The following is a 24,734-nucleotide window of genomic DNA, read 5'->3' as shown; positions in this document are numbered from 1 at the left end:
CTGTAGTTCTATGACAATTCAATTCTTTACCTATCTCAGTATAATTTTTATCCTGTTGATTGTATAAATGTTCTATTTTTACGCGATCTTCATAACTTAGATGTTCACCTTTTTCTCTTTTTGTGTTACAATTATTTTGACACATATTCTGTACCCTCCCAATGTTTTTGTGGTTATTAACATTATACAAAAGGTACAGATATGTGTCTATTTTTTATCAAATCACAGCGTGCATTTAATTATACAATTTAATCTATTTTCAAAAAATAATGACTCACAATTTTAAGCTAAATTTTTTTCAGGCAGGAGATTAAAATTTTAAGTAGTATTATATTATTAAAACATAAGATTAAATTTAATCTCTTAATTTAGTATGTATTTATAATTATATAAGGAGGAATTAAATAAAATGGCTTTTTTAGAATGCAATTTTTTTTCCGATGTACTCGGAATTGCAACTACTATGAACGTTATTTTGCCTGAGAAAAGGCAGCAAAGAATAGGCATGAAAACTAAGCTTAGTTCTGGAAAACTGCCAGTACTTTATCTTTTGCATGGATTATCAGATGATCATACAATCTGGATGCGGAGAACTTCTATCGAAAGATACGCTGCTCAATATGGACTGGCAGTAATTATGCCAGATGTGCACCGCAGTTTTTATACTGATATGAAAATGGGTTATCAATATTGGACTTTTATTAGCCAGGAACTACCAGAAATAGCAGCTGATTTTTTTCCAATATCTACCCAAAGAGAAAAAACTTTTGTAGCTGGTCTTTCAATGGGTGGTTTTGGAGCTTTTAAATTAGCTCTTAACCAGCCGGAGAGATTTGCTGCAGCAGCCAGTTTATCAGGTGTGCTAAATCTAGCTGAACATTTACAGACAGTTGATTCGGCTCTTCTAAAAAAAGAATTTAAACTTATTTTTGGCTCAGCTGCAGAAATAAAAGATTCAGTTAATGATCTTTATTATTTAATAGAAACTAATTTAGCTGCTGATGTTAAATTGCCCAAACTTTATCAGTGCTGTGGCACAGAAGATTTTCTTTATGAAGATAATCTTAAATTTAGAGATTTTTGTTTTAAAAAAGAAATAGATTTAACATATCAAGAGCAGTCAGCAGTCCATGAATGGAGTTATTGGGATCGGAAAATTCAGTCTGTTTTAGATTGGCTGCCTATTTAATTTACTATATCAAGTTTGACATAGTTGTAAAGCTTTGTTATCCTATTAGAGGACTCAATTTACTTAATTAAACTATTCTGGTTTAGAATTTGTTATTTTCTACATTTTCTAAACCTTTTTTTCTGCCTACTATATTTTACTCAGGCTTAGAAAAAATTATTAACTTTTATTATTAAAGGAAAGGTGGACGAGAAATGGATCAGGCTAAGATTGAAGTAAATAATCTTTATAAAATATTTAATGGCAAAAAAAAGCGAGAAATTTCTCTATTAGAAAATGGTCTCAGCAAAGATGACATTCTGGAAAAAACAGGTGCTACAGTAGCTGTAAATAAAGCTAATTTTAAAGTTATGCCAGGTGAAATATTTGTAATTATGGGGCTTTCTGGTAGTGGTAAGTCAACTTTATTGCGCTGTTTAAACAGATTGATTGAACCAAGCAAAGGGACAGTCAAAATTGATGGTCAGGACATTACAAAGTTAAATAGTAAGGAACTGCGTAATTATAGGCGCCAAAAATATGGCATGGTTTTTCAGAACTTTGCTCTATTTCCTTATCGTACTGTACAGGCAAATGCAGAGTTTGGTCTCGAAATTCAGGGTGTATCAGCTAATATTAGAAAAGCAAAAGCAGCTTCTGCTTTAGAAACTGTTGGTTTAAGTGGTTATGAGCAACAAAAACCAAATCAATTAAGCGGAGGTATGCAGCAGCGAGTAGGTCTAGCTCGTGCTCTGGCAGTTGATCCAGATATTCTACTAATGGATGAACCATTTAGTGCTCTTGATCCTTTAATTAAAAAAGAAATGCAGGATATGCTGCTTGATCTTTATCAGCAGATAAATAAGACAATTATTTTTATCACTCATGATCTAGACGAGGCTCTTAAATTAGGTGATCGCATTGCTATTATGAAAGATGGTGAAATTGTCCAAATTGGTAATCATGAAGAGATCCTCAACCAGGCCGAAAATGACTATGTAGCAGAATTTGTACAAGATGTTAACCGCTCTCGTGTTCTCACTGCAGCCGATATAATGTCAAAACCAGTTGCTCTACTTTATCCACAAGCTGGTCTAAAAACTGCTCTCCACAAGATGAGGCAGAATAAGTTAGCCAGTATTTTTGTGCTGGGTAAAGAACATAAGGTTAAAGGAATTGTAAAGATTAAAAATGTAGTTTCGGCAATTAATAATGGGCAGCAAAAATTAAAGGATTTAATTGAAAAAGTTCCGACAGCTAGTCCAGGCGAAACAGTTAATTCTCTTTTTGCTAAAATAGCTGAACTGGATACTCCTATTCCAGTCCTGAATGAAAAAGATCAGCTTAAAGGAGTAATTGTAAAAACAGATGTAATTGCTAATTTAGCAACAGATCAAATTTAAATTAGATTTATCTTAATAATTAATAATTTATTTAATTTGGAGGTATAAAATATGAAAAATAAAATAACTATTGCTTTATTAATCGTGTTATTATTGCCACTAATTTTAACTTCCGGAAGAGTTCAGGCTGATGAAAAAGAAATCAACTTTGGCTATGTACAATGGCCCGGTGTTACAGTAAAAACTGAAGTAGTTGCTCAAATAGCTGAGCGATTAGGTTATCAAACAAAGTTAATTTCTGGTTCACAGTCAATTGTGTTTAAAGGTATGGATACAGGTGATCTGGATGTCTTTTTAGGTAATTGGCTGCCAACTATGAAAATTCAATTTGAAAAATATCAGGCAAAAGGCAGTGTGCAAAATGTTAGAATAAACTTAGCTGAAGTTGCTTATCGAACTGCTGTCCCGAAGTATGTTTATCAGGCAGGTGTTAAATCACTAAGTGACTTAGATAAATATGCTGATAAATTTGATCAGCGAATCTATGGCATTGAACCTGGCAATGAAGGTAATCTTATTATTCAGCAGGCAATAGATAATAATAAGTATAATTTAAAAGATTGGACTTTACAGGCAAGTAGTACAGCTGGAATGTTAAGTGCAGTTAAAAGAGCCATTAATAATCAAGAATGGATTGCTTTTAATGGCTGGAAACCCCATTATATGAATCTATTATTTGAAATAAAGTATCTTGATGATCCCGAACATATTTGGGGAGAAGGCGAAAGTGTTCATACAGTAATCAGAACTGGATTTGCAGAAGAAAATCCAAATTTTTATAAATTTCTTGAACAGTTTAAAGTCACAGCTGATATTCAAAACCACTGGATTAATAGTTATAAACGTGAAGGTAAGTCACCAGACCAAGTAGCCAAAGAATGGCTGGCCGCCAATCCTGATTTAGTTAGCAGCTGTCTTAAAGGGGTAAAAACTACATCTGGTCAACCTGCTCAGGAAATTTTAAAAAGTAATTAAATCACAAGCAAAAAATAATTTTTGTTAATGAATATAATTCAATTTAAATAAAATTAAATTTAAAACTCAAAAATTACAATTAAAATACAATATTGGCAGAATAAAATTCTGCCAATATTGTAAAAAAGAAAGGGTGATTTTAAATCAGTCAATTAATTAACCAATTAAATGCTTTTTTAACAACTAAATTACCTCTGGGATCCTATATTACTAAATTTGTTAATTTTCTCTTACAAAATTTTAGCGGTCCAATGAATCAATTTGCTGACTTTATTTCCTGGTTGGTAGGAATTGTTGAAACTGTACTAGCTTATCCAGAACCATTAGTCTTGATAGTTGTTCTGGCATTACTAGCCTGGCAGTTTAAAAGAGCTAGCCTGGGACTTTTTGTCTTCTTAGGCTTAAGTCTGGTTCTAAACTTGGGTATGTGGGATAACCTAATTATAACTCTAGCCTCAATTATAACATCTGTTTTTATAGCTCTAGCAATTGGGATTCCACTCGGAATTTTAAAAGCACATAATAAAGTTTTAGATTATATAAGTCGACCTATTCTTGACTTTATGCAGACCATACCTCCGTTTGTTTATTTAATACCAGCTTTAATGTTCTTCGGTTTAGGTAATGTATCAGGTGTAATTGCTACAGTTATTTTTGCAATTGCTCCCCCAATTAGGCTGACAGCACTCGGGATAAAACAGGTCAATGATGAGCTAGAAGAAGCAGGCCAGGCTTTTGGTGCTAATTGGTGGCAGGTTTTAATTAAAATTGAACTACCAGCAGCTATGCCGTCTATTTTAATGGGGATTAACCAGTGTATTATGCTTTCATTATCTATGGTAGTAATCTCTGCTATGATTGGTGCAGGTGGTCTTGGTAAACCTGTTTTACGATCACTTAATATTGTTAACATAGGACTTGGTTTTGAAGCTGGTCTGGGAGTTGTTATTATTGCAGTTATTCTGGATAGGATGTTTGATCGAGCTTAAAAAACCAACTAAATTTATATTTTTTTAAATTAAATAGGAAATTTTCTTGACAAGAAATCTTCTTTTATATATACTAAGACAAAAGAAAAATATTAAATTAAATAGGAAAATGCCTCATCATCATTAGGATGAGGTAGAGGCGCGGATCTAGATTAGTAGCAGCAGCTTTTTAAGGTTAAACCACCTGCTCGACTGTCAAAGGCTAATCCGCCGAAGTTTTCAGCTATGGTTTAAGGGCTGATTGCTGGGTCTGTATAAAAAATATACAGGACTGTCATTAGTAGTTTATATCCAGGCTGCTGATGTTGAGCTATCTCGTAAATGGAAGAGGTGATTTCCCTGGTTAAGTATTTTAACTCAGCGAATTCGCTGAGTTTTTGTTATTTATAGATATTTTATGCTAAAATAAAGTTAGGCTAAAAATTTAGAATTGGAGTAGATTAATGAAAAAAATAACTATCCCTACAAACAAAATTAGAGAAACTGTTCGTCAATACGGCACCCCGTTTCATATTTATGATGAAAACATAATTAAAGATCGACTAAATAATCTCTTAACTGCTTTTGATTGGGTTGATTTCAAAGAATACTTTGCCATTAAAGCTAATCCTAATCCACACATTTTAAAAATTATGCAGAGCAGTCAGTGTGGAGTTGATGCAGCTACTGTTTCTGAAATTAAACTTGCCGAAACAGCTGGTTTTAGTGGCCAAGATATTATGTTTACATCTAATTTAACTACTTTAGAAGCTTATCGTTATGCCATAGAGAGAAACTGTATTATTAATATTGATTGGGCAGCTGATATTTATCAGCTTTTTGAAAATGACTTAATTCCAGAAACTATTTGTTTTCGTTTAAATCCAGGTTCAGTTAAAAATGAAATTATGGGTGACTCCAAAGAATCTAAATTTGGCTCTACAGCTGAACAGATCAAAGAAGCTGTAGCTTTCTTAGCTAAACGGGGAATTACAGAATTAGGTTTACATACTATGGTAGTTTCTAATGAAAGTGAGCCAACTATTTTTGGTGATTATACAACTATGATTTTCGAATTTGCCCGGGAAATCAAGGCCGAATATGGAGTTGAGTTTTCTTTTATTAATATTGGTGGTGGAATTGGTATTCCTTATCGTCCTGAACAAGTTATTGACTTACCAGCAATTGCAGCTGCAGTTAAAAATTCTTATCAAACTGTTTTTACAAATTCTGAGCTGCAGCCCAAAATTTTTATGGAATCAGGTCGTTATATAACTGGTGAATCAGGCTATTTAATCAGCAAAATAATTAAAGCAAAAACAACTTATAAAAAATATTTGGGACTTGATGCTTCAATGTCTGATTTAATGCGTCCTGCTATGTATAGAAGTTATCATCATTTAACTAATCTTGATGCCAGAGCTAGAGAAGAGACGACAGCAGAAACCTATGATGTAATTGGTTCCCTCTGCGAAAATAATGACAAATTTGCTATTGACCGTAAATTACTGCATAGTCAGGTTAATGATTTAATTGTAATTCATGATACAGGAGCTCATGGCCATGCAATGGGCTTTAATTATAATGGGATGCTGCGTAATGCCGAATTCTTATATACTACTACTGGCGAAGTAAAACAAATTAGGCGAGCAGAAGATTTTGCTGATTACACAAATACAATTTTAGGAGGCTATTAAAATGTTTAAAGGTGTTGGTACAGCTTTAATTACTCCGTTTCAGGACAATGGTCAGGTAGATTTTAATTTATTTGAAAAAATAATTCAAAATCAACTTGCAAATAAAGTAGATGCTTTAATTGTATTGGGAACAACTGGCGAATCACCAACTATTAAATTTACAGAAAGAGCTGAAATTATTAAGTTTGTTGTTGAAAAAACAGCTGGTAAGATTCCTGTAATTGTAGGAACCGGTACTAATGATACAAATCATGTAGTAGAAATGAATCAGCAGGCAGTTGAATGTGGAGCTAATGGACTTTTAATTGTAACTCCCTACTATAATAAAACTAACCAAGCTGGTTTAGTTGAGCATTATACTTATATTGCTGAGCAGACAGAATTACCAATTATAGTTTATAATGTTCCCTCTCGAACTGGTGTTAATATTGAAGCAGAAACTTTTCAGAAAATGAGTCAACAGGCCAAAAATATTGTTTCAATTAAAGAAGCAAGTGGTAATATGAGTCAGATTTTAAAGATGATTGATCTCAGTCAGGAAAATATCAAATTATTTTCTGGCAATGATGATCAAACTCTACCAGTTATTACCTCAGGTGGAGCAGGAGTTATTTCAGTTTTTTCTAATCTTTTACCAGGTGTAATGAAAAAGATAACTAGCCAATTAATAGCTGGTGAATACCAATCTGCTCGAAAGCTGTATTATAAATATTTAAAATTAATGAATCTTTTATTTATTGATGTTAATCCAATTCCAATTAAATTTGCCATGGCTCAGCTGGAATTATCTAACAATAATCTGCGCCGTCCCTTGGTTAAACTAGCTAAAACAAAACAAAATGCACTAATTACTGAAATGAAGGAGCTGGAATTAATATGAAATATGGAATTATAGGTGCTTCTGGACGAATGGGTCAAGAAATAGCACGCTTATTTAATAAAAATGGTCATCAATTAGTTTACAGAAAAGATGAGAAAGAAGTAGATGCGAGTGCAGAACCAGAAATAATGATAGATTTCTCACTAGCCAGTGCTTTCCCCGAAACATTATCTATTATTAAAGAAAAATCAATTCCTCTCATAATTGGTACAACTGGTCTAAATAAAGACAATTTAACAGAGCTGCATAATTTAGCTGCTGAAGTTCCAGTTATTCAGAGTTTTAATTTTTCAATTGGAATTAATATTTTAAGTAAGTTAATTAGTCAGGTTAATAATTATTTAGATAAGAGCTGGGATCTAGAAATGACAGAAACTCACCATCGTTTTAAAAAAGATAAACCATCCGGTACTGCTTTAATGTTAGCTGAACTGCTTAAACAGCCAGTTGAAATCCATGCTAAACGTCTGGGCTCAGAATTTGGTGAACATAAAATTGAATTTGCCAGCACAGGTGAACTTATTAGTCTTAAACATCGAGCTTACTCCCGGGAAGCCTTTAGCAGAGGTGTTCTCCTTAGTGCAGAAGCAGCCTTAGAACTTGAACCTGGTTTTTACTCTTTTCAAGATATTTTAAACTAAAATTGGAGGTAAAAAAAAATGAACTCTTACGATTTAATTGATTATATTTCAAATTCAACTAAAAAAACACCTGTTAAATTTTATTTAAAAGGGAAAAATTTAAAAGCAGCTTTGAGTGAATATGAATATTATGGTGATGATGAAAGTGGACTTGTTTTTTGTGAATATAAAACAGCTGTTGATATTAAAAATAAATTGGGAGACAAAATTAGCCAATCCAGACTCGAAATGGATAGACTTAACTCTGCAATTCCGCTGGCTGACTATAGTCAATATAATGCTCGAATTGAACCTGGGGTTCAGATCAGAAACCAGGTCGAAATCGGTGATGGCTGTGTCTTAATGATGGGAGCAGTTATCAATATTGGAGCTAAAATTGGTGCAAATACTATGATAGATATGAATACAGTTTTGGGCGGTAGAGCAACTGTTGGCAGTAACTGCCACATTGGAGCTGGGACAGTTCTAGCTGGAGTTATTGAACCACCAAGTGCTGATCCTGTTATTGTTGAAGATAATGTTTTAATTGGTGCCAATGTAGTTGTTCTGGAAGGAGTCAGAATTGGTGCAGGGGCTGTAGTAGCTGCTGGCTCAATTGTAATTGATGATGTTCCTGCTGGTACAGTTTATGCAGGAGCTCCTGCTAAAAAAATAAAAGATGTTGATGATCAAACTAAGCAAAAAACAGAAGTTATGGCTAGCTTAAGACAGCTTTAACGAAGGGATGTTTTAAAAATGCGCTATTTAAATATTTATAATAATTATGATTTTGAAATAGATAAAGCCCGGGGAGTTTATGTTTATACAAAATCAGGCCAAAAATACCTTGATACTTTCTCAGGGATTGGAGTCCTGGCTTTAGGTCATTCTCATCCCGAAGTTATCCAGGCACTAACAGCTAAACTAAATCGTTATGCCCATAGTTCAAATTTCTTTTTAGACGAAGATACTGAAGCAGTAGCAGAACTTTTGACTAAAGCAGGTGAAAAAGTATTTTTTGTTAATTCTGGAACAGAGGCAACTGAACTAGCTTTAAAAATTGTTAAGAAAAAAATTACAGCTGGAAAAATACTTTTCTTTAGTAATTCTTTTCATGGCCGTACTCTTGGTGCACTCTCAATTAATGGATTCCCAGGAATTAGAGATCAATTTAAGCCACTACTGCCTGATACAATCGAGGTTGAATTTAATAATTTAACTCAGCTGCAAGAGGTTGCCCGTAATAATCCTGATATTAAAGCTGTGTTTTTTGAACCTCTCCAGGGATCAGGGGGTATCAAAACAGCAGATTCAGAATTTATAGCTGAGTTAAAAAAACAAATTAATCAAAATAACTGGTTACTTACTGTTGATGAAATTCAATCTGGGCTCTATAGAACTGCTAAAAAATATGCTTATCAATATTTTGATTTAAAACCTGATTTAGTTACTGTAGCTAAATCTTTAGGAGGCGGTCTACCTCTAGGAGCAGTCATTATGACAGGTCAAATGACTGAGGTTTTAAAACCTGGAGATCATGGCTCTACTTTTGCTCCTAATCCATTAGCGCTTCGGGGCGCAAGAGTTGTACTTAGCAAACTTAAAACAATTCAAAATGATATTCAAGCAAGTGGACAGTATTTTCTAGAAGAACTTAAGCAAATAGAATCTGATCAAATTAAAGAAGTCAGGGGATTAGGATTAATGCTAGGGATAGAACTAAAAAAAGAAATTCCTAATCTGCGAGAAAAAGCTCTAGCAGAAGGTTTACTTTTAAACATTGTTAAAGGTAAAGTAATTAGACTTCTACCAGCTTTAAATATTAGCAAAACTGAAATTGATCAAATTATTAAAAGTTTAAAAGCACTATTATAGTAATATTTGAAAAAACAATTTAGATAATCTGATAATTACTATTTTAACAGGGCAGCCAGCTGCCCTGTAATTTAGTTTTGAACAATTGCAATTAATTTAAGAAAGTGATATAGTAAAAGGTAAGTTAATTTTTTTATTTCATCATTTTATTAAGTTAAAGCACTAAATTGTTTTGACAAATTTTTGTTAAGGAGTCTGAAAATGAAAGCAATTGTTAAAGCTCGAATTAATCCAGTAACTGCACCTATTATTGAAAATGGGAGCATTTTAATTAAAGGAAAAAAAATTATTGCTCTCGGAAGTAATATTACAGTCCCTACTTCTGCAGAAATAATTTCTGCCCGGGGAAAAACTATTATCCCTGGTTTAATTGATGCTCACACTCATCTAGGGATTGATGAAGAGGGTTTAGGCTGGGAAGGAGAAGACTATAATGAAATATCAGAACCAATTACTCCTCAGCTCAGGGCAATCGATGGTATTAATCCAGCAGATATGGGGTTAGCCAGTGCCAGAAAACATGGAATTACAACAGTTATGGTTGCACCTGGCAGTGCTAATGTTTTAGGTGGAGAAGCAGCAGCAATTAAAACTAAGGGTATGGTTGTTGATCAAATGATAGTTAAATCACCAGTTGGAATTAAAGCTGCTTTTGGAGAAAATCCTAAAAATGTTTATGGTAAATTAGATAAAAGCCCAATTACCCGTATGGGAATTGCAGCATTATTAAGAGAAGCTCTTATTGAAGCAGAAGATTATCGTAATCAAAAAGCAGCAAAGTTAAAAGCTGGAGAAACAATTTACCGTGAACTTAAAAATGAAAGTCTGCTTAAAATTTTAAATAAGGAAATACCTTTAAAAGCTCATGCTCATCGAGCTGATGATATTATGACAGCAATTAGAATTGCCAGAGAGTTTAATTTAGATTTAACAATTGAACATTGTACTGAAGGACATCTAATTGCAGATCAAATTGCAGCTGCTGGTTTTGCAGCCACTGTTGGACCTTCTTTAACTGGTAAATCAAAGGTAGAACTTAAACAGCAGGATTTTAAAACAGCGGCTGCTTTAGTAGCAGCTGGTGTTAAAATTGCTTTAGTTAGTGACCATCCAGTTACCCCAGTTAAAAATATCCTATTCTGTGCTATGCTGGCAGTTAAAGCGGGTTTAAGCAAACAGGAAGCTTTAAAAGCAGTTACTATTAACCCAGCTGAAATACTTGGAATCGAGAATCGAGTTGGCAGTCTGGCAGTTGGCAAAGATGCAGATTTATTAATTTTTAATGGTGATCCTTTAACATTTGCAAGTAATTTAGAATCAGTAATGATTGATGGTGAGTTAATTACTTTTTAAACTGGTTTACTTATAATTTCTTAATTAAGCAAATAATTTTATTTTATGAGGAGGAAGTAGTGTGCAAAAAATAAAAAAATCAAAATTTCTTTGTTTAAGTATCATATTATTTCTTTTAGTTGGTAGTTTTTCCTTTAGCTCAGCTCTGGCAGCAGAGCCCAGAAGTGGAGGTACACTTTCAATAACTGATTTTTCTTTTTCAAGTGCCCGGACACTTGATCCCCATCTAGCTCAAGCTGCTGGTTCAATGAGATTTATAGAAAATATGTATAATACTCTACTTAAATATAAAAAGGCAGAATACGGCAGTATAACAGGTGATTTAGCAAAAAATTACACTATCACTAATGATGGCAAAAAATATACCTTTAAGCTTTATCAAGGAGTTAAATTTCATGATGGAAGTGAATTAACTTCAGCTGATGTGAAGTTTTCAATTGAAAGAATCATTGCCAAAAAGGTTAGAGCTCAACAATTTAGTGGTGTAGATAAAATAGAAACACCAGATAAATATACTGTTGTAATTACTTTAAAAGAACCCGTAGCGCCGTTTTTAACTTATCTGGCTTATCCAATGAATGCAATTGTTAGCCAGAAAATTACTGAATCAAATAATAACGATTTAAGCAGTATTGATGCTGGTAGTGGTCCATTTAAATTAAATCTCTGGGAAAGAGATCAATATTTAATTCTTGATAAGTTTAATGATTATTTTATTCAGGGCAAACCATATTTAGATCGAGTTTATTTAAAAGTCATTGATGATGAAACAGCCCGAACTACTGCTTTAAGAAATCAAGAACTCGACTTAATCTTACAAGTTTCTGCTAAAAACATTGATCGACTGGCTCAATATCCTGATATTAATGTTAAATCAGTTGCTGGTACTTATTGGGAATATCTTGGCTTAAATACAAGAAAAGGACCTCTGGCAGATAAGAAGGTTAGACAGGCAATTGCCTGGGGAATTAATCGTGCCACTTTAAATAAAATGGTTAAGTTTGATAAAGCAACCGTTTTAACTAGTGGTCCAATTCCTCCTGGTCACTGGGCTGCAGATGATCTTGCAGTTTATCCAGCTCAAGATTTAGCTAAAGCTAAAAAATTACTGGCTGATTCAGACTATAGTAATGGTTTTGAAACTACCTTAATTGTTTTATCTAATCCTGATCAGTTAAATGCTGCTCAAGTAATTAAAGCTCAGCTAGCACCACTGGGAATTAAAGTTAAAATTAAGTCTTTAGAATCAAGTGTTTATTTTGATAAATTAGGTAGTGGTGATTTTGATATGACTGTTATTGGTTGGGTTGGCTTTGTAGATCCAGATGAATATTTATATAACATTTTCCATACAGATGGAATCTGGAATCAACAGGGCTATTCTAATCCTGAGGTTGATCAGCTTCTAGAAGATGGTCGCAGAACTAGTGATCAAGCTACAAGAAAAGAAATTTATCAAAAAGCTCAAACAATAATTGCCCAGGATGCGCCTATGGTCTTCCTTTATGTTAATCCACAGGCTTCAGCTCTACAGGATTATGTAAAGGGATTCGATATTAATCCAACTGTAACAACAATCTCATTAGTTGATACCTGGCTTGATCAATCAGCTGAGTAACAGCAGTATTTAATCTTACTAGCTAAAAGTCAGAATCGATCTTAGATCGATTTTGGCTTTTACTATTTAATTAGATGGAGGTTTTTAGTAAATGTGGAGATATATTACAAAAAGAATTTTAATTGCTATTCCAGTTTTAATTGGAATTTCAATTGTAGCTTTTTTCTTAATCAGATTAGTTCCTGGTGATACAGTAACAGCTCTTCTGGGAGCAAACTATAACCAAGAACAAGCTGCTGCTTTAAGAGCAGATTATGGACTTGACAAACCTTTAATAACACAATACTTAATCTGGGTTAAAAATTTACTTAAAGGAGATTTCGGCCATTCTTTTTTTACAAATCAAGCAGTTAGCAGTTCCATTATGGAAAGACTGCCAGTTACTTTTGAACTAATGATTATGAGCTTTATTTATTGTTTATTAATTGCAATTCCTTTAGGAGCAGTAGCTTCTCTAAAGAAAAATAGTCTGCTCGACTATTTAGCAACTATTTTTGGACTTCTGGGTGTATCAATTCCTAACTTCTGGCTGGCTACGATTTTAATCTTAGTCTTTTCCTTACATATGGGATGGTTTCCTTCTGGTGGTTTTGTCAGCTTTTTTGCTGATCCAATTGCTAATCTTCGCTATATGTTTTTACCTTCAATTGCATTAGGTGCATCAGTAGGAGCAGTAGTAATGAGAATGACTAGATCTTCTATGTTAGAGATTTTAAAGCAAGACTATATTGAAATGGCTAGAGCTAAAGGGGTTAGTCAAAAGATACTAATTATTAGTCATGCTTTAAAAAATGCTTTAATTCCAGTTATTACAGTACTTGGGATTCAAATGGGTTATCTGCTGGGGGGATCAGTTATAATTGAGCAGATCTTTTCTTTACCAGGTATAGGACGTCTTGCTTTACAAGCAATTACTAATCGAGATTATATTTTAATGCAGGGCTCAATTCTGTTTGTAGCAGCTGGTTTTGTAATAATTAATTTATTAGTTGATCTAATTTATGCTTTAATTAACCCTCAAATCCGTTATTAAGCAGAAAAAGGAGGAATTTTTTTGCGCGAATTTTGTTATCGTTTTTATAAAAATAAGCTGGCTTTTTTAGGTTTTATCATTTTATTTATCTTTTTAGTAATGGCTATCTTTGCCCCTTATCTTGCTCCATATGATCCTTTTCAGATGGATCCTCAGGCAATGCTGCAGCCTCCAGGAGCAGATCATCTTTTTGGAACAGATCAATTTGGCCGTGATATTTTAAGTAGGATTATTTTTGGCAGCAGAATTTCTTTTAAAGTCGGACTAATTTCAGTTGGACTTTCTTTAATTGTTGGAGTAAGTATGGGAATTGTTGCAGGTTATTATGGGGGCTGGCTCGATAATTTAATCTCAAGAATTATGGATGTTATGTTTTCTTTTCCACAAATTTTTCTAGCACTAGTTATTATGGCAGTTTTAGGAACTAGTTCTACAAATTTAATGCTGGCTATTGGGCTGGTTTATATCCCCATCTTTGGTCGAATTGCCCGGGCCTCAGTTTTATCAATTAAAGATTCACTCTATATCGAAGCAGCAAACTCAATTGGAGTTAGTAATTTAATTATAATGCTGCGCCATATTTTACCAAATATTATGGCCCCAATTATTGTTCAGACAACTCTTTCTTTTGGTTTTGCCATTCGAGCTGAAGCAGCATTAAGCTTTTTAGGTTTGGGAGTAGAAGCAGATATTCCTTCCTGGGGAATTATGCTCAATCAGGGCAAAGATTGGATGGAAATGGCCTGGTGGAATGCAGTTTTTCCCGGTTTATCAGCTACACTGGCAATCTTGAGTTTTAATATCCTGGGAGATGGCCTAAGAGATGCTCTTGATCCTCGTTTGCGAAATGAAGGAGAATAACAAAAATAGTTGGTAGGTAATGGACTCTATTTGATGAGGTGAATTTAATTTGCGTAACTTACTGGAAGTCAATAATTTAACAACATATTTTAAAAGTAATAAAGGACTCATTAAAGCTGTAGATGGAATTAATTTTACTGTCAGCAGCAGAGAAATCCTGGCAATTGTTGGTGAATCTGGTTGTGGTAAAAGTGTTACAGCCAAAACTATCCTGGGATTGATTGGTCAGAAAAAAAATGAAATAATTGGCGGAGAAGTCCTCTTTAAAGGCGAAAATCTCCTCACTAAAAATTATCGTGAAATGCAGCAGATTAGAGGCAAAGAAATTTCTACTGTTTTTCAGGATCCGATGACTTCTCTAAATCCTCTCCATAAAGTGGGCCAACAAATTGCAGAGGTTTTAACTATTCATGAGCAAATATCTAGACAAGCTGCCCGTAAACAGGCAATTAATATTCTGACTAAAGTTGGCATTCCATCTGCAGCTAGTCGAGCTGAACAATATCCACACCAGTTTAGTGGTGGTATGAGGCAGCGGGCTATTATTGCTATGGCATTAGTCTGCAGACCAGATTTGCTAATTGCTGATGAGCCAACGACAGCACTTGATGTAACAATTCAGGCCCAGATACTTGATCTATTGCAAGATTTACGACATGAACTTAAAACAGCAATTATCATGATAACTCATGATCTCGGAGTAGTAGCCGAAATAAGTGATACTGTAGCAGTTATGTATGCTGGTCATTTAGTCGAAAAAGCTCCAGTTAAATTACTATTTGCTGAAGCAAGACATCCTTATACAAAAGGTTTACTTAATTCTATTCCCCGACCAGGCAGCAGAAAAAAATTAGAACCAATTCCGGGCCAGCCTCCTGACCTACATAATCTAAAAACAGGCTGTAATTTTGCTGATCGATGTCCTTCAGTTATGGCAAAATGCCGTCAGCAAAGCCCGCTTCTTAAAAAAATAGCACCTGACCATCAGGCAGCCTGCTGGCTTTATGAGGAGGAAAGATAAAAATGTTAACTACCAATAATAACTTAAGCAGCCAAAATAAAGATTCAAAAGTTTTACTTAAAATACGAAATCTTAAAAAACATTTTATCAGCAAAAAAGGGCTGTTTTTTAGCAAAGAGGAACGAGTAAAAGCAGTAGATGGACTTAACTTTAATATTTATCGGGGAGAAACACTTGGTATAGTAGGGGAGTCAGGTTGTGGAAAATCAACTACTGGCAGATTATTATTAAGATTAATTAAAGCAACTGCTGGTCAATTAGAATTTGATGGGGTTAATTTAATGGACTTAAATAAAAAAGAACTAACTGCTATGCGCCACAGATTTCAAATGATATTTCAGGATCCTTTTGCTTCACTTAATCCCCGCCTTAAAATTAAAAAAATAGTTGCTGAACCAATGTTAACCCATCAACTCCATAAGGCAGACCGAGCAGATAGAGTGAAAGCATTACTAGAAGAAGTAGGAATTTCCAGCAGCTATCTTAACCGTTACCCGCACGAATTTAGTGGTGGTCAGCGCCAGAGAATTGGTATTGCTAGAGCTTTAGCAGCAGAACCAGAATTTATAGTTGCTGATGAACCAGTTGCTGCTCTTGATGTTTCAATTCAAGCCCAAATTTTAAATCTGCTTAATAAACTGCAGGCTGAATTGGGATTAACTATGTTATTTATTGCTCACGATTTAAGTGTAGTTCAATACATTAGTGATCGCATCGGAGTCATGTATTTAGGCAAAATGGTAGAATTAACTAATAGCGATCAACTTTATCAGCAGCCGCTCCATCCCTATACTAAAGCACTGCTGGCAGCAATTCCTGTTCCAGATCCCGAACTAAGAACAAATAAAAATCATCTAGCAGGTGAAGTCCCCAGCCCGCTTAATCCACCCCGGGGTTGTAATTTTAATACCAGATGTCCAGCAGCTTTTGCTAAGTGTAGAGAAATTGAGCCAGAATTTAAAGAAATTAAGCCAGGTCACTTTTGTGCCTGTCATCTTTACTCCAGGGAGGAAAAAACAAATGAAAACTAAAGATTTAATGGCAACTTTTTCACTAATAGCTTATGATCCTGAAGCAGAAGAATGGGGAATAGGGGTCGCTTCTAAATACCTGGCAGTTGGGGCAATGGTACCCTGGGCTAAAGCAGGTGTAGGAGCAATCGCAACTCAGGCCTGGGGCAATCCTGGCTATGGCCCTGCTGGACTAAAATTATTGGGTGAAGGTCAAAAGCCAGAGGCAGTAATTAAAACTTTAACTACTGCCGATCCTGGCCGTCAATTAAGACAGCTTGCTGTAATTGATGCTCAGGGAAAAAGCGCTGTTTTCACAGGTAAGAAATGCTCCAGTTGGGCAGGTAGTATTCAGGGAGAAAATTTCTCTGTTCAAGGTAATCTACTCCAGGGAGAGCAAGTAACAAAAGCTATAGCTAATTGCTTCCAAGCAGCCCAGGGAAGACTGGCTGAACGTTTACTAAAAGCTTTACAGGCAGGTGAAAATGCTGGAGGAGATAAACGAGGCCGACAGGCAGCTGCCCTGCTGGTTGTTAAGGCAGCAGCAGGCGCAAACGGACTGGATGATCGTTATCTTGATTTAAGAGTAGATGATCATACTCGACCTTTAACTGAACTAGAACGTTTATTAAAATTATTTTATCAGCTAAAAGCAGCAGAAAAGAATTCTCCTGCCCCATAATTTTAGCTAAAAACCCGGTAATTCATCAATAGCATTTTTCTTCTCTTCTGTATCGACATGAGTATAAATTTGAGTAGTAGAGATATTGCTGTGACCAAGTAAATCCTGCAGGACTTTAATATCTTTAGTCTGACGATAGAGAGTAGTTGCAAAAGTATGCCGCAGTTTATGAGGAGTAATTTTTTCCGCCCTACTTAAACCAGCCTGCTTAGCATATTTTTTAACAAAAAGCTGAATAGTACGGGGACTTAATCTCCTCCCATGCCGGGATAGGAAAATAGCCTGCCTGGCATCACTTTCTTTAATTTTTATAGAATTCCTTTCCCTCATATATTTTCTAATTGCAATAATCACATCTTCATGTAACGGTACATATCTTTCTTTATTCCCTTTTCCATAAAACTTAATCGAACTATCTTCTAAATCTAGATTATCAAAATCAAGATTAACCAATTCAGAAATTCTTAAACCTGCATACAAAAATAGCTTAGTTATTGCCAGATCACGCAGTTTATTAATCCCACCGTGCTCTTCAATAGCAGCAATAAACTGCTGAGCTTCCTTTAACTTTAAATAAATAGGCTCTAGACGTGTATCAGTTTTACTGCTATCAATTGCCTCAGCTGGATTTTTGTTGACCATTTCATAATGAAGTAAATATTTATAAAAAGAGCGAATTGCAAAAAGTTTCCTATTTCTAGTAACAGCTTTATTGTCATTAATTATTACTGCATCAGCCAGAAATTCTGCAATATCCAGCTTATCAACTTCAGCTGGCTGAAAATCTTCTTTAAAATTTAATTCATTAGATAAATATTTATATAGTTGAAGCAGATCATTTTCATATTCTTTAATAGTTAAATTAGAATAACCTCGCTCAACTGTCAGATATTTTTTGAATTTATTTACTGCTGCTAAAAAATTTAATTTAGAAATTATGATCACTTCCTTGTTTACTTGACTAAGCAGTTCAAAGTTAAATAATTAAAATTAATCTGCTTATAAAATAACTTTAATCCTTAATATATAAATTCCAGTAAAACTGCTAAAATCCTTTTTTACTATACTTGACCTTCTCTGACCATTGTATTATAATAGAAGCAGAAAATAAGTAAAAAAATATAAAAGCAAAATTTGCTAAGGGAGGAATCAAAGATGGATCTGGAAAAGTTCACTAGAAAAGCACAGCAAAGTCTTGTCGAAGCACAAAATATTGCTCGTGATTTTCAACATCAAGAAATATTTCCTGCTCATCTATTAAAAGCGCTCTTAAACCAGGATGATGGTATTGTAATTCCCCTCCTCGAAAATGCGGGGATAGATTTAGCAGAGCTTAAAAAGAAAAATGACGAGCAGCTGCAGAAACTGCCCCAGGTTTACTCTGAACAAAATAGTCAGGCTTATATGTCTTATCAATTAAATGAAGTTATGCGAGAAGCAGAAAAGCAAGCTGAAAAACTGGCAGATCAATTTATTTCAACTGAACATTTTTTACTTGCTATGTTGAATAAACGCAAATCGAACCTGGGCCAGCTGCTTTATCAGGTAGGTTTAAATTATAATCAAATCAAAAAAATTATTGAAGAACTGCGCCAGGGTAGTAAAATAGACTCTCAGCAGGGAGAAGATAACTTTAATGTTTTAGAAAAGTATACAATTGAAATTACCAGCCAGGCAGAAGCTGGTAAACTTGATCCTGTAATTGGACGTGATGACTTGATTAGACGGGTAATGCAGGTCTTATCACGGCGGCGTAAAAATAATCCTGTTCTAATCGGAGAACCTGGAGTTGGTAAAACAGCTATTGTAGAGGGATTAGCCCAGAGAATAATTAATGGTGATGTGCCAGAAAACCTGAAAAACAAACGGGTTATTTCACTCGATATGGGTTCGCTAGTTGCTGGTACTAAATTTAGAGGCGAGTTTGAAGAAAGGTTAAAATCAGTCTTAAATGAAATAAAAAAAGCTCAGGGTAAGTTAATTTTATTTATTGATGAAATGCATACTCTGGTTGGAGCAGGAGCTACCGAAGGCTCAATGGATGCTGCTAATCTGCTCAAGCCAGCGCTGGCCCGGGGAGAACTCCATTGTGTTGGAGCAACTACTCTAGCTGAGTATAAAAAGCATATTGAAAAAGATGCGGCTCTGGAAAGAAGATTCCAGCCAGTTCAGGTAGCAGAACCTGATATTGAGGATACTATTTCAATTTTAAGAGGTTTAAAAGAAAAATATGAAATCCACCATGGAATTAGGATTACTGATAATGCAATTGTTGCAGCTGCTAAACTTTCTGATCGTTATTTAACTGAAAGATTTTTGCCAGACAAGGCAATCGATTTAATCGACGAAGCTGCCTCTAAAATTCGGATAGAAATTGACTCTATGCCTTTAGAAATTGATGAATTAGATCGTAAGGTAAGACGGCTTGAAATTGAAAAAGAAGCCCTGAAAAAAGAAACAGATTCCGAATCACAAACAAGGTTAGCAGAAATCACTACCAGACTGCAGGAGTTAAAGGATGAACGGGATCCTCTGCAGTTGAAATGGAAAAATGAAAAAGAACAGCTGGCCCGAATGAAAGCGTTAAAAGAAGAAATTGAACAAACCGAAATTAAAGCTCAAGCAGCTGAGCGGGAGGCAGATTATGAAGCAGCAGCTCGTCTGCGTTATGGTAAACTTAATGAACTAAGGCAGCAGCTGGCTCAAGTCAGTGATAAAGTAGCTGCCGCCCAGGGCGATGAAGCTCATTTATTACGGGAAGAAGTAACCGAAGAAGATATAGCCGAAATAGTTTCGCTCTGGACTGATATTCCACTTAATAAATTAATGGAAGCAGAAAAAGAAAAGTTGATTCAGCTAGAACACGAACTTAGCAAACGAGTTGTTGGTCAGCAAACTGCTGTAACAGCTGTAAGTAATGCAATTAGGCGTTCTAGAACAGGTCTTCAGGACAGCAATCGCCCTCTGGCATCATTTCTCTTTATGGGGCCAACTGGAGTTGGTAAAACAGAACTTGCTAAAACTTTAGCAGCTTATTTATTTGATGATGAAAGAGCAATGATTAGAATCGATATGTCCGAATATATGGAAAGACATGCGGTCTCAAAATTAATTGGTTCACCTCCTGGATATATTGGTTTTGAAGAAGGTGGTCAGCTAACTGAAAAAGTACGCCGTAATCCTTATTCCGTTATTCTTTTTGATGAAATTGAAAAAGCTCATTCTGATGTTTTCAATATTCTGCTGCAAATCCTTGATGACGGTGTTTTAACTGACAGCCAGGGTAAACAAGTTGATTTTCGTAATACTGTAATTATCATGACTTCAAATATTGGCTCTCAGTATATTCAGGATCTTGCTGATGAAAATGAGATTGAAGCAGAAATTGAACAAGCATTAAAAGGACAATTTAGGCCTGAATTTTTAAATAGAATTGATGAAAAAATAATTTTCCATGCTTTAACTAAGGAAGATTTACTGGCTATTATAGATATTCAGGTCGGTTATTTACAAACTAATCTGGCTGAACAGAATATTGCTATCGAACTCAGTCAAGCAGCTAAAGAAGAATTACTTGAACTGGGATTTGATCCAGCTTATGGAGCACGACCCTTAAGAAGAGTTATCCAGAATCAAATTAAAGATGAGCTGGCTATGCTGCTGCTGGAAGAAAAAGTAGCTGCTGGTGACACAGTTATGGTTGATTTTAAAAATAATCAATTTACTTTTAACAGTAAATAGATTATAGTTTTTAAATATATTGTTGGGTAAAATTAAATAATTGTAATTTAATTAAGGCAGTATAGTGATTCAAACTATACTGCTTTTTCAATTTATAAATTAGTAATTAATTGAAGGGGAATTTTTAATAATCTTGAATTATAATTATTAATGCTGTATTTTTTACTAAGAAATATTTTAAACTAAGTAATAATAATTAATCTATTGAAGTGAGGTTTTATAATGACAGAACAAGAGAATAAGAAAAGTATCAGATTATTTGTTTTAGTAACTGCTTTTTATTGGTTTTCAATGTACGCTTATATTCCAACTTTTTCACCTTACATAGAAACAATGGGTGCATCCCATAAAATGGTTGGTTTAATTTTAGGTTCATATGGTTTTACTCAAATGTTGGTCCGGATTCCACTCGGTATTTATTCTGATCGAATTAATAAACGAAAGATTTTTGTTATTATAGGGATTATTTTAAGTGGAATTAGTACTCTGGGTATGTATTTAGCTCAAGCTCCAGAGTTAATTTTATTTTTCCGAGCTCTAGCTGGTGTTTCGGCTGCTACCTGGATTAGTTTTACAGTTTTGTTTTCCTCTTATTTTGCAGATCAAGAAGCTGCCCGGGCAATTGGCATTATTAATGCTTCTAATAAATCTGGTCAGGTACTGGGAATGCTTTTAGGAGGAGTAGTTGCTCAGCTTTTAGGACAAAGATTTCCGTTTTTACTGGCAGCAGGTGGTGGGGTAGCTGCTTTATTTTTAAGTTTAAATGTAGCAGAGAAAAGCAGTCAGAAAAAACCAATTAAAGCAGCTGAGATTATTGAAGTTGCTAAAAATAGGAGTTTGCTTTTACTTTCTTTGTTAGCAATTATAATGATGATGATTGTTCATTCAACAGCGTTTGGTTTTATTCCAGTAGTCGCTAAAAAATTGGGTGCAGGTAGTTTTCAGTTGGGACTGTTAACTACGATTACTACTTTGCCGGGAATTTTATCTTCTTACTTAAGTGGCAGTGTTTTTACAAAAAAATATGGAGAAAAAAATACAGTTACTACAGGATTTATCTTACTGGCAGTTTCCTGTTTATTAGTACCACTGCTGAATCAACTTTATTTACTTTATTTTAACCAGATATTAAATGGTTTTGCTCAGGGGATGATTTTACCAATTTTAATGGGACTCAGTATTAAAAATGTAGCTGCTCATCGACGCGGTACAGCAATGGGTTTTTTCCAGGCAATTTATGGTCTTGGCATGTTTGCTGGCCCCTTATTAGTTGGAACAATTAGTGATTTTTCTAGTATGAAGATTGGCTTTCTGTTTATTGGTTGTGTTGGACTGCTGGGTGCCTGCTTAAGCAGAATCTATCAGCCTGAAGTTAAGTTAAATAATTAAGTTTACTTGTTTAACTGACTGCTTAATTAATAAATTAGTGAAAAAAAGGAATGATTTAAATGGCTGAGTTTGGTTTTAAAAGAAATAAAAATTATTTAAGCGGAAATGAGCTTAAACTAGCTGAATTCCAGAAATATCTTGCTCAGGAAACAGAGAAAAATATTAGCAGTCTTGGAATTATTGCAAATTATGGGCTGGAATCATGCTGGCGAGCTGGTAGTTCTTATCTATTTAGTTCATTAAGCGATCAACTCTGGGGTTATCCGGTTAGTTTTAGTTACCAAAGTTGTGATTCTGAGGAAGATTTAGAGCTGGCCCGGATCGAATTCAAAAAATTGCTGCAGCTATGTACTGAACACCTAGAATATTTTGCCTCTCTAACTGATTGGATGCTGGAATTACTGCAAAAAAATTACCAACTAGAATGGGTTTTACAAACAGAAAGATTTATCTTCAAAAAAGAACTAAATTTTTCAGCTGAAATTGCTGAACTGCAAGATTTAAAGCCAGCTGATGCAGAATTTATTTTTAAACATTCTCACTATCAGAGTTTTACTTCAATCCCATATATTAAAGAAAGAATAGCAGCAGATTGTTCAGCTGGAATTTTCCTTGATCAACAGTTAGCTGCCTGGGGATTAACTCATGATGACGGTGCACTTGGCTTTATTCATGTACGGCCTGAATTCAGACAGCGAGGATTTGCTAAATTAATAGTTAAAAAATTAATTGCAGCTAAGCAAAGTATGGATAAAAAAGTATTTCTCAATGTTGAGCTCGGCAATAAAAATGCTCGTCAGTTATTTACCGGGCTTGGATTTCAACTTGATCGGAAAATAAGTTGGGCTAAACTTTTAAATAAAAGTAAATAATAGTCAAAAGATTTAAGATTTTAACAGGAAAAATAAGTAAAATCTCGAAATAAAATGGTATGGAATCTATTAAAAGATAGGAGTTCTATTTAAATTGAAAGTTAGCTTAGATAAAAAGTTAGAAGTTATTAAATTAAATTTTGACTATGATAATTCAATAATAAAGAAAGTAAAAACTATTCCTAATAGAAGTTTTGATTATAAAAATAAGATTTGGAAATTTCCTAATCAATATCGCAGTTTTACTATTTTTTTGAAATTATTTAAAACGCAACAGATTATATTTGAAGCTAAAATCAATGATTTTGCTAATCCAGAAGCATTAACTAAGTATTTTTGTAATTATTATTTGAATAAATTCGAAAATCAATTAATATTAAAGGGTTATTCTAAAAATACTATAAAAGCTTATTTAAGTCATATTAGACAATTTATTACCTATAATAAAATAGATATACAATTGTTAACTATTAAAGATTTAAATAATTATCTGCTATATTTATTAGAACAAAAGCAAAATACCCATGCTTTTGTTAATCAATTTATTAGCGCTTTTAAAACTTTTAATCAACTAATTATAAAAATAAGTGGTTTAAATCAAAAAATATTACGTCCTAAAAAGAAACAGAAATTACCTCAAATTTTAAACCAATCTGAAATAAGCAGAATTATTTCTAGTATAAATAATTTAAAACATAAATTAATCATAATTTTAACGTATTCAGCTGGTTTAAGAGTTAGTGAAGTTGTTAAATTAAAAACACCTGATATAGATCAAAAAAGAATGTTAATTTATGTTAGGTCAGCTAAAGGATATAAAGATCGTTATACTTTACTTTCAAAAAAAGCACTAAACATTCTAAATCTATATTTAAAAGCATTTAATATAGAAAAGCAAAGAAAAAATTGGCTTTTTCCTGGTCAAAATAAAGATAAACATTTATCTAAACGAAGTGCTCAAAAAATATTTAAAAAGGCCTGTAAGAAGGCAAATATAAAAAAACAGGTTGGTATCCATTCTTTAAGACATTCTTTTGCTACTCATTTACTGGAACAAGGAGTAGATTTAAGATATATTCAAAACTTATTAGGACATAAAAGTTCTACTACAACTGAAATATATACTCATGTTAGTAATAAAAATTTGGTTGATATTGTTAATCCTTTTGATAAACTATGATATAAGATCTTAAGGAAATAAGGTTCGTTAAGATATTTGTTTTTAAGAAATTAATGAAAGCTAGTTCGTGAATAAGTGAGTTATACGCAATAATAACTAAACATCAGCTAAAAAGATAAAAGATAAGGTTTGAGCATCGCTAACTATAATTCATTAACTTTCTCCATTAAAGAACTAATAATTAATATTTTTTATAAGGTGTTAACAATAAACTTGGGGGATTATAATTCAAAAAGTTTTTTACATATAGCAAAAAGTAAATTGGTCACTGTTAGATCTTCACGAACTTCGTGAAGACTCAATATAGTAAATGGTTAATGAATTTTTTTAGCTGGTTAAGAATTGATATCAGAATTCAGTAAGTTGAAGTTAAGTACAAATTTTAACG

Annotated in this window: 22 protein-coding genes and 1 riboswitch; of the genes, 20 read left to right on the top strand and 2 right to left on the bottom strand. The window is 33.8% G+C overall.

Going from position 1 to position 24,734, the window contains the following annotated elements:
• A partial coding sequence (locus BMZ74_RS11330) for a helix-turn-helix domain-containing protein (protein ID WP_143070165.1) occupies window positions 1-145 on the bottom strand: 145 nt, incomplete at its 3' end.
• A 264-nt stretch (window positions 146-409) separates the two neighbouring features.
• Here BMZ74_RS11330 and BMZ74_RS11325 point away from each other — a divergent pair.
• From BMZ74_RS11325 to BMZ74_RS11250, 16 genes are all read left to right on the top strand, one after another.
• On the top strand, window positions 410-1,189 hold the full coding sequence (locus BMZ74_RS11325; RefSeq protein WP_089862343.1) for an alpha/beta hydrolase: 780 nt from the start codon (window positions 410-412) through the stop codon (window positions 1,187-1,189).
• A 194-nt stretch (window positions 1,190-1,383) separates the two neighbouring features.
• A complete protein-coding gene (locus BMZ74_RS11320) occupies window positions 1,384-2,571 on the top strand; it encodes a quaternary amine ABC transporter ATP-binding protein (RefSeq protein ID WP_089862342.1) in 1,188 nt (395 codons plus the stop codon).
• Between the two features lie 51 nt (window positions 2,572-2,622).
• Window positions 2,623-3,546, top strand: a complete 924-nt coding sequence (locus BMZ74_RS11315) for an ABC transporter substrate-binding protein (protein ID WP_089862341.1) — start codon at window positions 2,623-2,625, stop codon at window positions 3,544-3,546.
• A gap of 251 nt (window positions 3,547-3,797) precedes the next feature.
• A complete protein-coding gene (locus tag BMZ74_RS11310; RefSeq protein ID WP_089862340.1) occupies window positions 3,798-4,535 on the top strand; it encodes an ABC transporter permease in 738 nt (245 codons plus the stop codon).
• A gap of 126 nt (window positions 4,536-4,661) precedes the next feature.
• Window positions 4,662-4,856: riboswitch (Lysine riboswitch) on the top strand.
• 122 nt (window positions 4,857-4,978) lie between these two features.
• Window positions 4,979-6,211 carry a diaminopimelate decarboxylase gene (locus BMZ74_RS11305; RefSeq protein WP_089862339.1) on the top strand — a complete coding sequence of 411 codons (1,233 nt, stop codon included), beginning with the start codon at window positions 4,979-4,981 and terminating at the stop codon, window positions 6,209-6,211.
• Between the two features lies 1 nt (window position 6,212).
• On the top strand, window positions 6,213-7,091 hold the full coding sequence (gene dapA, locus BMZ74_RS11300) for a 4-hydroxy-tetrahydrodipicolinate synthase (RefSeq protein WP_089862338.1): 879 nt from the start codon (window positions 6,213-6,215) through the stop codon (window positions 7,089-7,091).
• Window positions 7,088-7,732: a 4-hydroxy-tetrahydrodipicolinate reductase gene (locus tag BMZ74_RS11295; protein ID WP_089862337.1), complete on the top strand. Its 645-nt coding sequence runs from the start codon at window positions 7,088-7,090 to the stop codon at window positions 7,730-7,732. Before dapA ends, BMZ74_RS11295 begins: the two co-directional genes overlap by 4 nt.
• Before the next feature lie 18 nt (window positions 7,733-7,750).
• Entirely contained in the window at window positions 7,751-8,449 is a 699-nt protein-coding gene (dapD, locus tag BMZ74_RS11290) for a 2,3,4,5-tetrahydropyridine-2,6-dicarboxylate N-acetyltransferase (protein ID WP_089862336.1), read from the top strand.
• Between the two features lie 18 nt (window positions 8,450-8,467).
• Window positions 8,468-9,586, top strand: a complete 1,119-nt coding sequence (locus tag BMZ74_RS11285; RefSeq protein WP_089862335.1) for an aspartate aminotransferase family protein — start codon at window positions 8,468-8,470, stop codon at window positions 9,584-9,586.
• 201 nt (window positions 9,587-9,787) lie between these two features.
• The gene (locus BMZ74_RS11280) at window positions 9,788-10,939 is read left to right on the top strand and encodes an amidohydrolase (protein WP_089862334.1); all 1,152 of its coding nucleotides are present in this window, start codon (window positions 9,788-9,790) and stop codon (window positions 10,937-10,939) included.
• A 61-nt stretch (window positions 10,940-11,000) separates the two neighbouring features.
• Window positions 11,001-12,557 carry an ABC transporter substrate-binding protein gene (locus BMZ74_RS11275; protein ID WP_218142074.1) on the top strand — a complete coding sequence of 519 codons (1,557 nt, stop codon included), beginning with the start codon at window positions 11,001-11,003 and terminating at the stop codon, window positions 12,555-12,557.
• Between the two features lie 91 nt (window positions 12,558-12,648).
• On the top strand, window positions 12,649-13,590 hold the full coding sequence (locus tag BMZ74_RS11270; RefSeq protein WP_089862333.1) for an ABC transporter permease: 942 nt from the start codon (window positions 12,649-12,651) through the stop codon (window positions 13,588-13,590).
• 21 nt (window positions 13,591-13,611) lie between these two features.
• Window positions 13,612-14,451, top strand: a complete 840-nt coding sequence (locus BMZ74_RS11265) for an ABC transporter permease (protein WP_089862332.1) — start codon at window positions 13,612-13,614, stop codon at window positions 14,449-14,451.
• Between the two features lie 49 nt (window positions 14,452-14,500).
• Window positions 14,501-15,472: an ABC transporter ATP-binding protein gene (locus BMZ74_RS11260; RefSeq protein ID WP_089862331.1), complete on the top strand. Its 972-nt coding sequence runs from the start codon at window positions 14,501-14,503 to the stop codon at window positions 15,470-15,472.
• Between the two features lie 2 nt (window positions 15,473-15,474).
• The gene (locus BMZ74_RS11255) at window positions 15,475-16,503 is read left to right on the top strand and encodes an ABC transporter ATP-binding protein (protein WP_089862330.1); all 1,029 of its coding nucleotides are present in this window, start codon (window positions 15,475-15,477) and stop codon (window positions 16,501-16,503) included.
• Entirely contained in the window at window positions 16,493-17,164 is a 672-nt protein-coding gene (locus BMZ74_RS11250) for a DUF1028 domain-containing protein (protein ID WP_089862329.1), read from the top strand. The genes BMZ74_RS11255 and BMZ74_RS11250 overlap by 11 nt, the downstream gene beginning before the upstream one ends.
• Before the next feature lie 6 nt (window positions 17,165-17,170).
• Here BMZ74_RS11250 and BMZ74_RS11245 read toward each other — a convergent pair whose 3' ends face one another.
• Window positions 17,171-18,109, bottom strand: a complete 939-nt coding sequence (locus tag BMZ74_RS11245) for a tyrosine-type recombinase/integrase (RefSeq protein ID WP_089862328.1) — start codon at window positions 18,107-18,109, stop codon at window positions 17,171-17,173.
• Window positions 18,110-18,319: 210 nt separating this feature from the next.
• On the opposite strand from BMZ74_RS11245, the gene clpB reads away from it, so the two are divergent.
• The 4 genes from clpB to xerA all read left to right on the top strand — a co-directional run bounded on the left by clpB (window position 18,320) and on the right by xerA (window position 24,346).
• Window positions 18,320-20,905 carry an ATP-dependent chaperone ClpB gene (clpB, locus tag BMZ74_RS11240; protein ID WP_089862327.1) on the top strand — a complete coding sequence of 862 codons (2,586 nt, stop codon included), beginning with the start codon at window positions 18,320-18,322 and terminating at the stop codon, window positions 20,903-20,905.
• 222 nt (window positions 20,906-21,127) lie between these two features.
• The gene (locus tag BMZ74_RS11235; RefSeq protein ID WP_089862326.1) at window positions 21,128-22,294 is read left to right on the top strand and encodes an MFS transporter; all 1,167 of its coding nucleotides are present in this window, start codon (window positions 21,128-21,130) and stop codon (window positions 22,292-22,294) included.
• A 59-nt stretch (window positions 22,295-22,353) separates the two neighbouring features.
• On the top strand, window positions 22,354-23,166 hold the full coding sequence (locus BMZ74_RS11230; RefSeq protein WP_089862325.1) for a GNAT family N-acetyltransferase: 813 nt from the start codon (window positions 22,354-22,356) through the stop codon (window positions 23,164-23,166).
• Between the two features lie 94 nt (window positions 23,167-23,260).
• Window positions 23,261-24,346 carry a site-specific tyrosine recombinase/integron integrase gene (gene xerA / locus BMZ74_RS11225; protein WP_089862324.1) on the top strand — a complete coding sequence of 362 codons (1,086 nt, stop codon included), beginning with the start codon at window positions 23,261-23,263 and terminating at the stop codon, window positions 24,344-24,346.
• Window positions 24,347-24,734 lie beyond the last annotated feature (388 nt).

This window comes from Halanaerobium salsuginis (assembly GCF_900114545.1).
Taxonomy (GTDB): domain Bacteria; phylum Bacillota; class Halanaerobiia; order Halanaerobiales; family Halanaerobiaceae; genus Halanaerobium; species Halanaerobium salsuginis.
The sequence above is the reverse complement of the archived record's forward strand: the minus strand, read 5'-3'. Positions and strand labels throughout refer to the sequence as shown.

Coding starts and splice junctions, on each gene's coding strand:
- dapD (WP_089862336.1), top strand. CDS start 7,751: ATGAACTCTTACGATTTAATTGATTATATTTCAAATTCAACTAAAAAA.
- BMZ74_RS11285 (WP_089862335.1), top strand. CDS start 8,468: ATGCGCTATTTAAATATTTATAATAATTATGATTTTGAAATAGATAAA.
- BMZ74_RS11295 (WP_089862337.1), top strand. CDS start 7,088: ATGAAATATGGAATTATAGGTGCTTCTGGACGAATGGGTCAAGAAATA.
- clpB (WP_089862327.1), top strand. CDS start 18,320: ATGGATCTGGAAAAGTTCACTAGAAAAGCACAGCAAAGTCTTGTCGAA.
- BMZ74_RS11255 (WP_089862330.1), top strand. CDS start 15,475: ATGTTAACTACCAATAATAACTTAAGCAGCCAAAATAAAGATTCAAAA.
- BMZ74_RS11320 (WP_089862342.1), top strand. CDS start 1,384: ATGGATCAGGCTAAGATTGAAGTAAATAATCTTTATAAAATATTTAAT.
- BMZ74_RS11310 (WP_089862340.1), top strand. CDS start 3,798: ATGAATCAATTTGCTGACTTTATTTCCTGGTTGGTAGGAATTGTTGAA.
- BMZ74_RS11230 (WP_089862325.1), top strand. CDS start 22,354: ATGGCTGAGTTTGGTTTTAAAAGAAATAAAAATTATTTAAGCGGAAAT.
- BMZ74_RS11280 (WP_089862334.1), top strand. CDS start 9,788: ATGAAAGCAATTGTTAAAGCTCGAATTAATCCAGTAACTGCACCTATT.
- BMZ74_RS11325 (WP_089862343.1), top strand. CDS start 410: ATGGCTTTTTTAGAATGCAATTTTTTTTCCGATGTACTCGGAATTGCA.
- BMZ74_RS11250 (WP_089862329.1), top strand. CDS start 16,493: ATGAAAACTAAAGATTTAATGGCAACTTTTTCACTAATAGCTTATGAT.
- BMZ74_RS11305 (WP_089862339.1), top strand. CDS start 4,979: ATGAAAAAAATAACTATCCCTACAAACAAAATTAGAGAAACTGTTCGT.
- BMZ74_RS11270 (WP_089862333.1), top strand. CDS start 12,649: ATGTGGAGATATATTACAAAAAGAATTTTAATTGCTATTCCAGTTTTA.
- BMZ74_RS11235 (WP_089862326.1), top strand. CDS start 21,128: ATGACAGAACAAGAGAATAAGAAAAGTATCAGATTATTTGTTTTAGTA.
- BMZ74_RS11315 (WP_089862341.1), top strand. CDS start 2,623: ATGAAAAATAAAATAACTATTGCTTTATTAATCGTGTTATTATTGCCA.
- dapA (WP_089862338.1), top strand. CDS start 6,213: ATGTTTAAAGGTGTTGGTACAGCTTTAATTACTCCGTTTCAGGACAAT.